The organism is Kribbella yunnanensis (assembly GCF_039529655.1).
In the GTDB taxonomy this organism is placed as follows: Bacteria; Actinomycetota; Actinomycetes; order Propionibacteriales; family Kribbellaceae; genus Kribbella; species Kribbella yunnanensis.
Genome location: NZ_BAAANF010000022.1, coordinates 98,753 through 112,273, shown reverse-complemented (window position 1 = coordinate 112,273; position 13,521 = coordinate 98,753). Strand labels below are relative to the sequence as shown.

14 protein-coding genes are annotated in these 13,521 nt (G+C 68.2%); 8 read left to right on the top strand and 6 right to left on the bottom strand.

Annotation, left to right across the window (positions count from 1 at the left end; translation table 11 throughout):
- Positions 1 to 17: 17 nt before the first annotated feature.
- Genes ABD231_RS32305 through ABD231_RS32295 form a run of 3 tightly spaced genes read left to right on the top strand, consistent with a single transcriptional unit; the run spans position 18 to position 2,346 of the window.
- Complete coding sequence (locus tag ABD231_RS32305) at positions 18 to 659, top strand: histidine phosphatase family protein (protein ID WP_344160513.1); 642 nt, start codon at positions 18 to 20, stop codon at positions 657 to 659.
- Positions 656 to 1,402, top strand: coding sequence for an SDR family oxidoreductase (locus ABD231_RS32300; protein WP_344160510.1), 747 nt, complete (start codon positions 656 to 658; stop codon positions 1,400 to 1,402). Before ABD231_RS32305 ends, ABD231_RS32300 begins: the two co-directional genes overlap by 4 nt.
- Positions 1,402 to 2,346: an LLM class F420-dependent oxidoreductase gene (locus ABD231_RS32295; RefSeq protein ID WP_344160507.1), complete on the top strand. Its 945-nt coding sequence runs from the start codon at positions 1,402 to 1,404 to the stop codon at positions 2,344 to 2,346. The genes ABD231_RS32300 and ABD231_RS32295 overlap by 1 nt, the downstream gene beginning before the upstream one ends.
- Here ABD231_RS32295 and ABD231_RS32290 read toward each other — a convergent pair.
- Positions 2,343 to 2,942: a hypothetical protein gene (locus tag ABD231_RS32290; protein WP_344160504.1), complete on the bottom strand. Its 600-nt coding sequence runs from the start codon at positions 2,940 to 2,942 to the stop codon at positions 2,343 to 2,345. The two genes, ABD231_RS32295 and ABD231_RS32290, sit on opposite strands and share 4 nt — an antisense overlap.
- On the bottom strand, positions 2,939 to 3,358 hold the full coding sequence (locus ABD231_RS32285) for an MmcQ/YjbR family DNA-binding protein (protein ID WP_344160501.1): 420 nt from the start codon (positions 3,356 to 3,358) through the stop codon (positions 2,939 to 2,941). The genes ABD231_RS32290 and ABD231_RS32285 overlap by 4 nt, the downstream gene beginning before the upstream one ends.
- 49 nt (positions 3,359 to 3,407) lie before the next feature.
- On the opposite strand from ABD231_RS32285, the gene ABD231_RS32280 reads away from it, so the two are divergent.
- On the top strand, positions 3,408 to 4,370 hold the full coding sequence (locus ABD231_RS32280) for a hypothetical protein (RefSeq protein WP_344160498.1): 963 nt from the start codon (positions 3,408 to 3,410) through the stop codon (positions 4,368 to 4,370).
- On the opposite strand, the gene ABD231_RS32275 is transcribed toward ABD231_RS32280, so the two are convergent.
- On the bottom strand, positions 4,342 to 6,267 hold the full coding sequence (locus tag ABD231_RS32275) for a sensor histidine kinase (protein ID WP_344160495.1): 1,926 nt from the start codon (positions 6,265 to 6,267) through the stop codon (positions 4,342 to 4,344). The two genes, ABD231_RS32280 and ABD231_RS32275, sit on opposite strands and share 29 nt — an antisense overlap.
- The gene (locus ABD231_RS32270) at positions 6,257 to 6,955 is read right to left on the bottom strand and encodes a response regulator transcription factor (RefSeq protein ID WP_344160491.1); all 699 of its coding nucleotides are present in this window, start codon (positions 6,953 to 6,955) and stop codon (positions 6,257 to 6,259) included. The genes ABD231_RS32275 and ABD231_RS32270 overlap by 11 nt, the downstream gene beginning before the upstream one ends.
- A 112-nt stretch (positions 6,956 to 7,067) precedes the next feature.
- On the opposite strand from ABD231_RS32270, the gene ABD231_RS32265 reads away from it, so the two are divergent.
- The 4 genes from ABD231_RS32265 (at position 7,068) to ABD231_RS32250 (ending at position 11,489) form a co-directional block, all read left to right on the top strand.
- Positions 7,068 to 8,132 carry a hypothetical protein gene (locus ABD231_RS32265; protein WP_344160488.1) on the top strand — a complete coding sequence of 355 codons (1,065 nt, stop codon included), beginning with the start codon at positions 7,068 to 7,070 and terminating at the stop codon, positions 8,130 to 8,132.
- A complete protein-coding gene (locus ABD231_RS32260; RefSeq protein WP_344160485.1) occupies positions 8,129 to 9,424 on the top strand; it encodes a peptidoglycan-binding protein in 1,296 nt (431 codons plus the stop codon). The genes ABD231_RS32265 and ABD231_RS32260 overlap by 4 nt, the downstream gene beginning before the upstream one ends.
- 14 nt (positions 9,425 to 9,438) lie before the next feature.
- Positions 9,439 to 10,131, top strand: coding sequence for an ABC transporter ATP-binding protein (locus ABD231_RS32255; RefSeq protein ID WP_344161680.1), 693 nt, complete (start codon positions 9,439 to 9,441; stop codon positions 10,129 to 10,131).
- A 143-nt stretch (positions 10,132 to 10,274) separates the two neighbouring features.
- Complete coding sequence (locus ABD231_RS32250; protein WP_344160482.1) at positions 10,275 to 11,489, top strand: ABC transporter permease; 1,215 nt, start codon at positions 10,275 to 10,277, stop codon at positions 11,487 to 11,489.
- Here the strand turns inward: ABD231_RS32250 and ABD231_RS32245 are convergent.
- Positions 11,391 to 12,728 carry an MFS transporter gene (locus tag ABD231_RS32245; RefSeq protein WP_344160479.1) on the bottom strand — a complete coding sequence of 446 codons (1,338 nt, stop codon included), beginning with the start codon at positions 12,726 to 12,728 and terminating at the stop codon, positions 11,391 to 11,393. The two genes, ABD231_RS32250 and ABD231_RS32245, sit on opposite strands and share 99 nt — an antisense overlap.
- Before the next feature lie 155 nt (positions 12,729 to 12,883).
- Positions 12,884 to 13,519 carry an alpha/beta fold hydrolase gene (locus tag ABD231_RS32240; protein WP_344160476.1) on the bottom strand — a complete coding sequence of 212 codons (636 nt, stop codon included), beginning with the start codon at positions 13,517 to 13,519 and terminating at the stop codon, positions 12,884 to 12,886.
- Positions 13,520 to 13,521: the final 2 nt, after the last annotated feature.

The window sequence follows — 13,521 nt, the reverse complement described above, 5'->3', positions numbered from 1 at the left end:
TGGGCGTCATCTACTTGGTGAGGCATGCGCAGGCCTCGTTCGGTGCGCGTGACTACGACAAGCTCTCGGATCTCGGCGAGCAGCAGGCCGTTGCTCTCGGCAACACCTTGCGGGCGCGTGGGGTGCAACCGGACCTGGTGATGTCGGGATCGATGCATCGGCACGCGCAGACGGCCGAGCTCGCGGGATTCGGTCCCGAGGTCGACCACGGGTACGACGAGTTCGACCACGACCAGGTGATTGTCGCGCACAAACCGGCGTACAAGGTGCGGGCTGTTCTGCTCGCCGATCTGGCGCGCAAAGGGAATCCGAAGCGGGCTTTCCAGGAGATGTTCACCGCGGCGACCGATCGCTGGGTCAACGGCGGTGACGGCTACACCGAGACGTTCCAGGCGTTCTGCGACCGCTCCGACGACGCTGTACGGCGTACTGCCGAGCGGCTGGGGAAGGGCGAGACTGCCCTGGTGTTCACCTCCGGCGGACCGATCGCGGCTGTCGTCAGCCGGCTCTTGTCCGGGGGCGACGGGCTGTGGGGCAAGCTCAGCCCGGTCACCATCAACACTGCGATCACGAAGGTCGTGTCCGGCCGCAGCGGACTGACTGTGGTCAGCTACAACGAGCACGGTCACCTCGACAAGCAGGAGCTCACGTACCGATGAGACGGAACATCTTGATCACCGGCGCGAGCGCCGGCCTCGGCGAGGAGATGGCGCGGCAGTTCGCCGCCAAGGGATACAACCTGGCGTTGACCGCGCGGCGCGAGGAGCGGCTGGCCGCGCTCCGCGACGAGCTTCTCGGCAAGCATCCCGGGCTCACCATCACCATCCACAAGCTCGACGTCACCGATGACGAGCAGGTGTTCACCGTGTTCCGCGAGGCCGACAAGGCGCACGGACAGCTCGACCGGATCATCGTGAACGCCGGCATCGGCAAGGGCGCACCCGTCGGCACCGGCCGGCCCGAGGCGAACCGCGAGACCCTGATGACCAACTTCCTGGCCGCATTCACCCAGGCCGAGGCCGCGATGGAACTCTTCCGCGCCCGCAACGCCGGTCACCTGGTCTTCATCGCCTCCGCCGCCGCACTGCGCGGGCTGCCGAAGACCATCACCGCGTACGCCGCCGCGAAGGCGGGCGTCACCTCGCTGGCTGAAGGGCTGCGGATGGAGATGCTGAACAAGCCGATCACGATCAGCACGATCTCTCCCGGCTACATCCGGACCGCGCTGAACGAGAAGGTGAAGAGCACGCCGCTGATCGTCGACACGGTTCCCGGCGTCCGCTCGATGGTTGCCGCGATCGAGGCCGAGAAGGCAGTCGCTTATGTTCCGGCCTGGCCGTGGGCGCCGCTCGCGCGATTCATGAAGGTTGCGCCGTTGCCGATCCTGAGGAAGTTGATCTGATGCGCTGGGGTCTGACCGTTCCGTTGACCGGGGTGCCGTTGCGCGACCACCGGCCGCTGATCACCGAGCTCGCGTCACTGGGCTACACCGACCTGTGGTCGGCCGAAGTGGCCGGTGCGGATGCGTTCACGCCGCTGGTGCTGGCGTCCGAGTGGGACGACCAGTTGCGGCTGGGGACGGCCGTCGTACCGGTGCACACACGGGGACCGGCCGCGCTCGCGATGAGCGGGGCGGCGCTGGCCGATCTGGCGCCGGGACGGTTCGTGCTCGGGATCGGGGCGTCGTCGGAGACCATCGTGAGCGGGTGGAACGGGATCGCCTACGACCCGCCGTACGCGCGGACCCGTGATGTCCTGCGATTCCTGCGGCAGGCGTTCGCGGGGGAGAAGGTCGACGGGACGTTCGACAGTTTCACGATCAGCCGCTTCCGGCTGGAGAAGGCGCCCGACGTACCGCCGGCGTTGATGCTCGCCGCGCTCCGCCCGCAGATGCTCCGCCTGGCTGCACGCGAGGCCGATGGCGCGATCACCAACTGGCTCTCGGCGGACGACGTCCGCCAGGTCCGAGCCGAGCTCGGCCCGGACAAGGAGTTGGCCGCCCGGATCTTCGTCTGCGTCACCGAGGACGCCGAGATGGCCCGCAACATCGGTCGCTTCCTGATCGCCACCTATCTGACGGTCCCCGGGTACGCCGCCTTCCACGACTGGCTCGGCCGCGGTCCCGCGATGAAGCCGATGCGCGAGGCATGGGCCGCGGGTGACCGCAACGCCGCGATGGCCGCCGTACCGGTCGAGGTCCTGGACGCGTTGATCGTCCACGGTACGGCGGAAGAGTGCCGAGCCCACATCAACCGCTACGTGGCGAACGGCCTCGACACCCCCATCATCGCCACGTTGCCCACCGGCACCAGCCTGATCGAGACGGCCCGCGCATTGGCTCCCTAGCCGATCGCCCGCACCAGGAACGCCTTTACGCACGCCCGGCCACCGACCTCCACCACCAGAGTGCCGGCGACGGTAGCCCCCTTCGTCGTACCGTTCATCGCGAACACCGCGATCTGCCCTGCACTGCCCACGGCAGTCTTGCCCACGGTCAGTGAAGTCGGCGGGCGAACGAACTGGTCGATCAGCGCCGGGATCGCCTGCTTCGTGTCCGCACACCCGAGCGCCGTCGCGCCCTTGGGATCGTTGGCGTTCAGGCGTGCGACGAACTGCGCAGCCACCTGTGCCGGCGACCCGGCCGCTGGCGACGGCGTGATCGGGAGGGGTTTGACCGGGACTGTCTTCACCGTGATGGTCGGCTTCGGCTTGACCGACGCGGTGAGCTTCGGAGGCGGCGCCACCGAGGTGATCGGCGCAGGAGGTGGAGTCGACTTGTCCGGTTTGATGCTCGAGACAACCTTCGTGGCGACCCAGGCACCCGTGCCCAGGACGACGATCAGCAATATCAGCATCAGCACGATGAACAGGCCGGCGCGACTCTTCCGCGGCGGTCGTCCATAGTCCGGCGCCGCCATACCGCCCGGTGGTTGGTAGCTCACAGCCGATGCTCTCGCAGCCAGGTGGTGGCCCGCCGATTCGATGCCCGGGACAACCAAGCGTCCTGGATGATCTCGGTCAGCTCCTGCTTACCGAGCTCCCCGATCCGGCTCGCCCGGACCAGCACCGACGGGTGCCCGTCGAAATGCGGCGTACTGAAGAACGGCGTCGACTCGTCCGACACCAGCGCCAGCTTCTCGTCCTCGGACTCGGTCCAGATCATGATCACGTCGTCGTACTTCTCCCCGCTCACCGGATCGACGGCGTCAGGCCGAGCCGTCCGGAAGAATACGAACGACTTCCCGCCGATTTGATACACCGGCCGCTCGGTCCCGTCGTCCCGCTCCCACACCGTCACGAACGGCATCCCCCGCGCAATGGCGTGCACATCCGCAACCCGCGCCTTCCGGTCCGCCATGGCCTGATCGTACGGCGATTTGTCGGTCCCGACCGCTAGCGTCCCGCGCATGCTGCCTGCTGCGAGACCGCTCGGCCCGGACGCCGAAGGGCAGTGGGTACGACGGTGGCTGTCGCCGGAGTGGAACCGCATGGTCGACAACTGGGTGGCCGACGAGCTTGATGGCCGGATCATCGGTGAGCCGGTCACCTATCGGGCGCGGCTTTGGTCGGTGACTCGGTGCTATCCGACGACCGATGGGCTGGTGTGGTTCAAGGAGAACAACCCGGGCCACCGGTTCGAGGCCGCCCTGGTCGCTGAGTTGGCTCGCCTGGTGCCGGACGACGTGGTTGTGCCGCTGGCGGTTGAGCGGGAGCGCGGTTGGCTGCTCGCGCCCGATCACGGGCCGACGCTGACGCGTGCCGATGTGGCCGACCAGGCGACCCGGCGCAGGGTGGTGCGCGCGCTGGCTCGTCTGCAGTGCGCCGTACGCGGGCGGCTTGAGGTGCAGCCGGGGATGGTGACGCTCGCCCCTGCCGAGGCGGGTGATCGGGTGCGGGCGATCGCTAGGGAATGGGCGACGTTGCCGCCTGGACATCCGCTCCGGATCGGGGCCGGCGAGCTACAGCGGGCGGATGCGGCGGCCGACGTACTGGATCGTCGGCTCGCACACCTAACCGAGGTCGAGCTGGAGCTCAACGATGTGTATGCCGCGAACATCTTCGCCGCCGGCCCACGCTTCTTCGACTTCGGCAACGCGATCTGGGGACACCCGTTCGTGTCGCTGCACAGCTTCCTCACGTCGGTTGTCGAATGGACCGGGGCGCCCCTGTCACAGGCGGACCGCGACGAGCTGTACGACGTCTACCTCGCGATCCACGGCGGACGTCGTACCGACCTCGTCGCCACCGAAGTCCTCGAACGTGTGCATCGACTCGTGTCGTGGGTCCGCCTGATCCCGCACGCGGATCCCGTCGAGCTCCGCGCGCGGGCAGGAATCCCGCTTAAGTACCTTGCGGGAGCCACAGGGTGAAGACCGAGCCTTCGCCTAGTTTGCTGGTGACGGTGATGCGGCCGTGGTGGGCTTCGGTGAGGTGTTTGGTGATGGCCAGGCCGAGGCCGCTGCCGCCGGTGGAGCGGCTGCGGGACTGTTCGGCGCGGTAGAAGCGGTCGAACAGGTGCGGGAGGTGTTCGTCGGCGATGCCGGTGCCGTTGTCGGTGACGGTGAGGTTGTAGCCGTCGTCGACGCGGCGGACGCCGACGACGATGGTGCCGCCGCGCGGGGTGTAGCGGATCGCGTTCGAGACGAGGTTGCCGAGGGCTTGGCGCATCCGGGCGCTGTCGATCGAGACGACGGCCTCCGGTGGGACGTCCGCGGTCAGGGTGACGCCGGCGGTTTCGGCGGCGGGGCGGTGGGCGAGGACGACCTGCTGGGCGAGCTCGCTCAGGTCCCGCGGGGCCGGGTGCAGGCGGAGCATGCCGGCGTCAGCCAGGGCGAGGTCCTGCAGGTCGGCGACGAGGTGTTCGAGTAGGCCGGTCTCCTCCAGCAACGACGTGACGAGCTCTCCGTCGAGCGGTACGACGCCGTCCTCCGACGCGACCAGGTAGCCCTTGATATTGGCCAAGGGGGTTCGGAGTTCGTGGGCGACATCGCTCACCATGGCCTTCCGCTGGAAGTCGCTGCGCTGGATCGATTCGGCCATCGCGTTGAACGCATGCCCGAGCCGCGCGACCTCGTCCTTACCGGTCACCGGAACCCGGGCCGCGTGGTCGCCGTTCCGCATCCGCTGGGCGGCACCGGTCAGTGCGACGATCGGCCGCACGAGCCGGCGACCGGTCAGCAGCATCACCAGCGCCGCGATCAGCATCACGCCGAGCGCGGTTGCCGCCGTACGCAACATCCCCTCACCGGAGAACACGTTGAACGTGCTCTTCGAGCCGAGATAGAGCTTCGCCGCCGGGGCGACGTACGGCGCGATCGCCTGCGACCGGGCTTGCGTGCTGCACTCGAAGAACTCGGCGGTGACTGTCTGCTTGTCCTTCGGCGTCACCGCGCGCAGACCGTCGGTCGCCTCGGTCAGGTTGAAGTCGATGTTTGCCGCGGTGAGGCACGCCGAGGCCCGCCGGATCTCGTCGTCGTTGACCAGCTTCGCCTTCGCGCTCGGTGCGTACAGTCCCTTCGGCACGCAGCGATCGGCGGCGTTGGTGTTTGCGCTGCCGTTGCCGCCACCGGCCGCGGCGTCGGCGCTCTCGAACGTCGTCATGCTCGGGGTAGGCCGCCAGACCTGCCGCACGTTGACCCCGTCCGTCCCTTCGGCCTCGAACGCCACCATCGGGGCGCCATCGGTGACCGAGACGTCCGCCTTGATTCCGTTCGCCGCCAGGCACCGGCTCGCCCGCTCGGCGAGGACCTTCCGTTCCTCCTGCTCCGCAGCGGTCAGGCCCCAGTTGTAGCTGAGTGGACCCGCCGCGGCCCTGGCCGTCGTCATCTGGACCGAGTGACCAGCGGCTGGCGGTGCCGCAGCGACGGAGACCGACTGGAGCGCGCCGGCGAAGACGAGCCCGCCCTCGGTCCGGGCGTCGATGGTTGCCGCCGGCACCGATGGCAGCTCGGGCGCGGCGCCGAGCATCCGGGCCGAATCCGCGATCACGGTGCCGTCCGGCCTGGTCAGGGCGATCCGGCGGCCGAGGTCGTCGGCGAGTCGACGGACCTCTTTGTCGACACCGGACCAGCCGGAGTGGTTCAGCGCATAGCTGCTCAGCTCGGCATAGATCCGGCCGTCGACCTCGAGCTGGCCGGCGTTCTCCTGGAGCTCGCCCTGCAACTGCTCGGTGGTGCTGTAGGACGCGATCACGGCGGTCGCGACCACCGCGCCGAGCGCGACGGCGAGGGACAGAGCCAGGAATCGGATCAGCAGACTACGACGCATCGGACGCCACCTTGTCGGTCAGCTTGTAGCCCACGCCGTACACCGTCTTCAGGTACGTCGACCCACCGAACTTCTTCCGCAGGTTCATCACGTGTACGTCGATCGTCCGGTCGAACACGTAGTGGTCGAAGCCGAACGCGTGCTCCAGCAACTGCTGCCGGGAGAATGCCCGCCCGGGCGACGCCGCGAGACAGGCGAGGATCTTGAACTCGGCCGGTGTCACCTCGACCAGCTCACCGGTCAGCCGGACCTCGTGCCGGGTCGGGTCGATCTCGAGCGCGCCCACCCGGTACACCTCGCCCTCACCGCGGCTGCGGGTGCGCCGCAGTACCGTCCGGACCCGGGCGACCAGTTCGCGCGGGTTGTACGGTTTGGTCAGGTAGTCGTCCGCGCCGAGATCCAGGCCGAGCAACAGATCGTCCTCGGTGGATCGCGCGGTCAGCATGATGATCGGGACCCCCGCATTGTCACCACCGTCGGCCCGGAGCACCCGGCAGACGTCCAGACCGTCCACCTTCGGCATCATCACGTCGAGCACCAGCAGGTCGGGGCTGCGCCGGCGGGCCTCGTCGATGGCGGCCCGGCCGTCGTGCACGACAACCGTCAGATGCCCCTCCCGCTCGAGGTACCGCCGAATCAGCTCCGCCTGTTTCACGTCGTCTTCGGCGACCAGGATCCGCGCAGGCATGTTCCCTAATGTCGCCGAACATCATGAGAATCCGATGAAGATCGACTGAGAGCATCGGGTGCAAACCGGTCCTTCACAGGTTCTTCACAGCCCGGACGGCACGCTCCAGGCCATGAGAACCTCACGGACCGCACTTGCCGCCCTGGCCGTTCTGGCGTTGGCAGCCTGCGGGAACAACCAGGACAAGACGCCGGTCGCCGGCGACAGCAAGAGCGACAAGAGCCCGCTGGCCGAGTACATGGGCGACGGGTTCATCAGCTCCGGGGGTGGCGGGATGGTCCGCGCCGTCCGGGCCGGGGGCAGTGGGGGACCGACCGCGGAGGACCTGGACAAACAGCGCAAGGTCGAGGACTCGATCGTCGCCTGTATGAAGACGGCCGGTTTCGAGTACGTCGCAGTGCCGCCGGAGCAGAAGCCGAAGAGCAAGTTCGCCGAGGCCTTCGACCTGCCGCCGGACAAGTTCGCCGAGCAGTACGGGTACGGGATCAGCACGATCGACTGGTCGAAGGCCGATGCCGAGGACTCCAACGATCCGAACAAGAAGATCCGCGACGCCCTGTCCAAGTCGGCGCAGAAGTCCTACGACGAGGCGCTGAACGGCAAGGGCGGCGGGAACGGCATCGCCGTCGCGGTCCCGGCGGACGGCGCCCCGGGGAAGCCGCCGTTGGACATGGGGTGCCGGGGCAAGGCGTTCAACGAGGTGTTCGGCGACCCGGGCAAGCACGAGGACGACTTCAAGAAGTACGACGCGCTGTTCAAGGACCTGGAGGCGTTGAACAAGCGGGTCACCAACGACCAGCGAGTCGTCGACGCGACCAAGAAGTGGTCGGACTGCCTCGCCGATGCCGGTCACTCCGGCTTCACCAAGATCGACGACCCGCGGGAGTCGATCCAGAAGAAGCTCGACGAGCTGACCGGCAACAAGGGGCCGGGCGGCAAGTCCGACGACGGGCCGAGTGTCACGATCGGCGGACCGCCGTCGTTCGACAAGGTCGACGCGGCGAAGCTGGGTGAGCTGCGCAAGTCCGAGACCGAGCTGGCCGTGGCCGACCAGAAGTGCAAGGCCAAGGAGTACGACAGCCAGTTCAAGACCGTGCAGTACGCGATGGAGAAGGAGTTCGTCGCCGAGCACAAGGCCGAGCTCGAGGCGTACCGCGACGGAATGGCGAACCGGTGACCGCAGGACCCAAGTCGCGGCGGCAGATCCTGGTCGGTGTGGCCGCGCTCGCGGCGACCTCGCTCGGGGTCGGCGTCGTGGCCGGTGCCCGGATCACCTCGCCGGAGGACGCGGCCGCGAAGACCGCGCCGCCGAAGGCGTCCCAGATCACGGTCCCGGTCGAGAAGAAGGCGCTGGCCAGCAAGGTGGTCGGCCGCGGTGACGCGTCGTTCGACGGCGCGGTGAACATCCGGGTCGAGACCAGCGGCCTGACCACGCCGGCGATCGTGACCGGGAAGGTGCCCGGGGTCGGGTCGACCATCACCGAGGCCAAGGCCCTGCTCGAGATCGTCGGCCGGCCGGTGATCGCGCTGGCCGGCGTACTGCCGATGTACCGGACGATGACGCCGGGGAGTAAAGGTCCCGACGTACTGCAGCTGGAGAAGACGCTGGATCGGCTCGGGTTCGACCCGGGGAGTGTCGACGGTGAGTACGACGGCGGTACGGCGCGGGCGGTGCGCGAGCTGTACGAGAAGGCCGGGTACGACGCGCCCGAGGCGGATCAGCAGCTGAAGGATGCGGTCGACCAGGCGAAGAAGATGACCGACGCGGCGAAGAAGACCCTCCGGCAGGCGCAGTCCCAGCTCGCCCAGGCCAAGAAGGCGAAATCTCCCGACCTCACGGTTCAGAAGGGTGCGGTCGAGGACGCCAAGGAGGCTTTGCAGGACGCTCGCGACGCGCAGGACGAAGCCGAGCTGAAGGCGGAGACGCCGTTGCCCGTCTCGGAGATCGTCTACGTGAAGTCGCTGCCGCGCCGGGTCGACAAGGTGAACGTCGAGCGCGGCGGTACGGCGAGCGGCACGGTGATGTCGGCTAGCGGCGCGGCCCTGGTTGTCACGGTCAAGGTGGACGCCTCCGCGGCGGAACACCTGAAGGACGGTATGGCGGCCGAGCTGACCCTCGGCGACGGCTCAACCGTGAAGGCGAAGATCAAGCGCCTGACCCGCAAGGGCGAGTCGTACGACGTCGTCGTCGGCCCGGACAAGCTCACCCCGAAGCAGCTCGAACAGCTCCGGGACGCGAACGTGAAGGTGACGATCCCGGTGAAGAGCACGAACGGCAAGGTCCTCACCGTGCCGGTCGCCGCACTCTCGGCTGGATCCGACGGTGGTTCGCGGGTCGAGGTCGTGCGGAACGGCAAGACCGAGCTCGTCCCGGTGAAGGTCGGACTGACGGCGGATGGGTATGCCGCGGTCACACCGACCGGTGACGCCAAGCTCGACGAAACCGACCAAGTGGTGGTCGGAAAATGACCATCGAGTTCGAGATGTCGCCGGTGGCGGTCGCGCTGCCGGCGCCGGTCGTGGAGATGATCGGCGTCCGCCGGGTCTTCCCCGGACCGCCCGAGGTGGAGGCGATCCGCGACGTCGACCTGGTGATCCGGCAAGGCGAGTACCTGTCGATCGTCGGCCCATCCGGCTCCGGCAAGTCCACGCTGCTGCACCTACTCGGCCTACTCGACAATCCGAGCGGCGGCGTCTACCGCCTCGACGGCGTAGACACGATGAGCCTCCGCGAGCGGAGACGCGCCGTACTGCGGGGTGAGCGGATCGGCTTCGTCTTCCAGTCGTTCCACCTGCTAGCCCACCGCACCGTCCTCGAGAACGTGGCGCTCTCGATGGTGTACGTCGGAGTCCCGCGCCGCGAGCGCATGTCACGCGCCCGCGTCGCGCTGGAACGAGTCGGCCTCTCCCACCGAATGGACTTCGGCCCAACCACGCTGTCTGGCGGTGAACGCCAACGCGTAGCCATCGCCCGAGCCCTGGTCGCCGAACCAAGCCTCCTCCTCGCCGACGAACCCACCGGCAACCTGGACAGCGTCAACGCCGAAGCCATCCTGGAGTTGTTCGACGAACTCCACGCCGGCGGCATGACCCTGGCCGTCATCACCCACGACGACCACGTCAGCGCCCGAGCCCAACGCCGCGTCCGCATCGTCGACGGGACTCTCCAATGGTGACCCCACCAGCAGGCCCCCCGGACCATCCCACCGGCGGGCCGTCCACTCCCGGGCGGCCGCGGCGACGCGGCCGCCCGCGGATCGCGTTAGCCCGCCTGATCGGTCGCGCAGCTCCGGCGCGCCCCCACCCCGATTCCGCGGTTGTGGGCGGGCGTCGTTCCAGGCCGGCGGTGCGGGATGTGTTGGACGAGGCACTGGCTGGGGTGGCGGCTCGGCCTACTCGGTTGATTCTGACGACCCTGGGCACGGTGCTGGGTGTTGCGGCGTTGGTGGGAACTGTCGGGCTTGGGCAAACCGCGGCTGGGCAGATTAGTCAGAAGTTTGATTTGGCTCAGGCGACTCGGGTGGTGGTGGCGCCAGATGACAACCAGGGGCAGGAGGGTGAGGCGGCTACCGAGTTGCCGTGGGATGCGCCTGAGCGGCTTGGGCGGTTGAACGGGGTCGACGCGGTCGGGACCGTGGCGACGCTTGATGTCGGCGATGACCTGGTGAGCAGTGTGGCTGGGTTGAACGGTGGTGAGGGCAAGGCGTTGACGGTGATGTCCGGTTCGGCCGGGCTGTTCGACGCGATCCGCGCCGTACTGAAGACCGGGCGGTTCTTCGACGCCGGGCACGACCAGCGCGGTGACAAGGTGGTTGTCCTCGGCAAGCATGCCGCCGAGCGGCTCGGCATCAACCGGGTCGACTCCTCACCGGCCATCTTCATCGGCGACCAGGCGTACACCGTGATCGGCATCCTCGACTCGGTCTCCGGCCGCGCCGAGCTCAACGACGCGGTGATCATGCCGAACGGAACGGCCAAAACGGCGTACAAACTCAAGTCACCGGACGCCATCGAGATCCGGACCGCCGTCGGTGCCGCTCAGCTCATCGCCGGCCAAGCCCCGAAGGCGATCCAGCCGAACGACCCGAGCAAGCTCAAGGTCGACTCACCGCCCAAGCAGGGCGCCGTACGCAAGGGCGTCGAGTCCGACCTGAACGCGCTCTTCCTGCTCCTAGGCGCGGTCGCGCTCCTCGTCGGCGGCCTCGGTATCGCCAACGTCACCCTCCTCTCCGTCCTCGAACGGATCGGCGAGATCGGCCTCCGCCGAGCCCTGGGCGCCGCGCGACGACACATCGCCGCGCAGTTCCTGGTCGAGAGCGTGATCGTCGGATTACTCGGTGGACTACTCGGTACGGCGGTCGGCGTCCTGCTCACCGTCGGCGTCTCGTTCGCGAAGGACTGGACGCCGATCCTGGACAACAAACTGGCGTTCGGATCACCCTTGCTGGGCGCGGTCATCGGCCTGATCGCCGGGACCTACCCCGCCTGGAAGGCCTCCGCCATCCAGCCGATCACCGCGCTGCGCGGCGCGTGAGTACAGCACCGCGGTGACGGCGAACCCGAGCACGATGAATGCCAGCACCGGGTAGGACTTCCCGCTGTCGGGCAGGATCACCGCACCGAGTGCGGCGGCGGAGACCTGTCCGACATTGAAGATCATGTCGTAGAGCGAGAAGACCCGGCCGCGGAAGACATCGTCGACACCCGTCTGGACGAGGGTGTCGACGCTGATCTTCACGCCCTGTGCACAGAAGCCAGTCAGGAACCCACCGACGATCAGTGCCGGCTGCGTGAACAACCCGACCGGTACGACGGTCACCACCGCCGCGGCCGCGAACAGCACGGTGATCCATTGCCGCAGTTTGAGCACGCGCGTCGCCCAAGGCGTCACGAGCGCAGCGACGAAGATGCCGGCTCCGACCATTCCGGTCGCGATCGCGAGCGCGCCGAAGGCTTCGTCCAGGCGATCCGGGCCGTAGAAGTAGTTGCGGTAGAGCAAGATCATCGCGACCGTGATCAGCCCGAAGAAGAACCGCAGCGACCCGATCGCCGCCAGCCCGAGCGCTGCCTGCCGCCGCTCCCGCAGATGCCGGCCGCCATCGACCAGCCCCTTGGCGATCGTCCGGATCGCCTCGACCAGACCGGGTTCGTCACCCTGCAAGTCCGGCCCGAGCTGGTCCCGCCGCAACCGCAGTGCGAGCAGCGCAGCCCCGACGTACACGAGCATTGTCAGTCCGAGTACGGCGAGATCCGAGTCGACCAGGAGTTTCATCCCGGCCCCGACGCCACCGCCGACGAGGAAGGACGCCGTACCGGAGGTCGGGGTGACCGCGTTCGCCATCACCAGCTCGTCGCGCTCGACCACATGCGGCAGCCCGGCCGACAATCCCGACAACAGGAACCGGTTCACCCCGAGCGTCAGCAGCACCCCGAGATAGAACGGCACCCCGGCGTTGCCCGCCGCAACGATCACGCCGACCACGCACACCAGACTCGCCCGGGTCAGGTTCGCCCCGAACAGGATCTGCCGCCGCGACCACCGGTCCAGCAACACCCCGGTGAACGGCCCCAGCACCGAGTACGGCAACAGCGCCACCGCGAACAGCCCCGCGATCGCCGCCGCATCCGGCGCCCGCTCCGGCGAGAACAGCACATACGACGCCAGCGCGACCTGGAACACCCCGTCGCCGAACTGCGACGTCAGCCGGACCGCGAACAGTCGCCGGAAGTCCCGCCGCCGCAGTAACGTCCCGAGATCCCGGATGAACCGCACGCTCGAACTCTAGGCCCTAGGGCGTGTCTCTCAAGCCCCCGCCTACTGCGCTGCACTCGGCACGGCACCTCGCCGCACTGGAGGAAAGGCCACGATGGAAGAGCATCGAGGCCTCCCCTCCAGCACACCGATGCACCGCACCGAGCACATGCTCGCTACGGCGCGGACTTGAGAGACACGCCCAAGTAGTCCGCCAGCACCGCCGGATGCCCGAGCATCGGGAAATGCGCCCCGGGCATCTCGTCCGGCACCACCCCGAGTCGCTCCAGCGTCACCCTGCGCAGAAACGCCGCCGGGAACAGCAGGTCGTCCCGTGCGATCACCGCACGCGTCGGTACATCGGGCCACTTGACGAAGGCACACGGGTCGTCCATCGGCCCACCCGACTGCTCTCGCAGGTGCTGCCGCGCCTCAGCCGCCAGCTCCGCCGGCAGGTCGTGGAAGAACACGTCTCCGTCCGCCGACTCCAACCCTGTGTTCCCCCACCACTCACCGATCCGCTCACCCGGTGCCGGCACCATCGCTGCCACCAGCACGAGCTCCCGCACCGGCAGCCGCTCACACAGCGGCACTCCGACGAACCCAGCCATCGAATGAGCCACCAGTGTCACCGGCTCACCGGGCGGTACAGCGTTCACCACCGTGTCGACGTACTGAGCCAGTCCAGCCGCGGGATCATCGATCGGCAGGTCCGGCGCAATCACCTCATGACCGCGTCGGGTGAGCTCAGCCGCCAGGCGGTGCCAGTGCCACGACGAACTGGCCGCACCGTGGATCAGGACGAATCGCATGG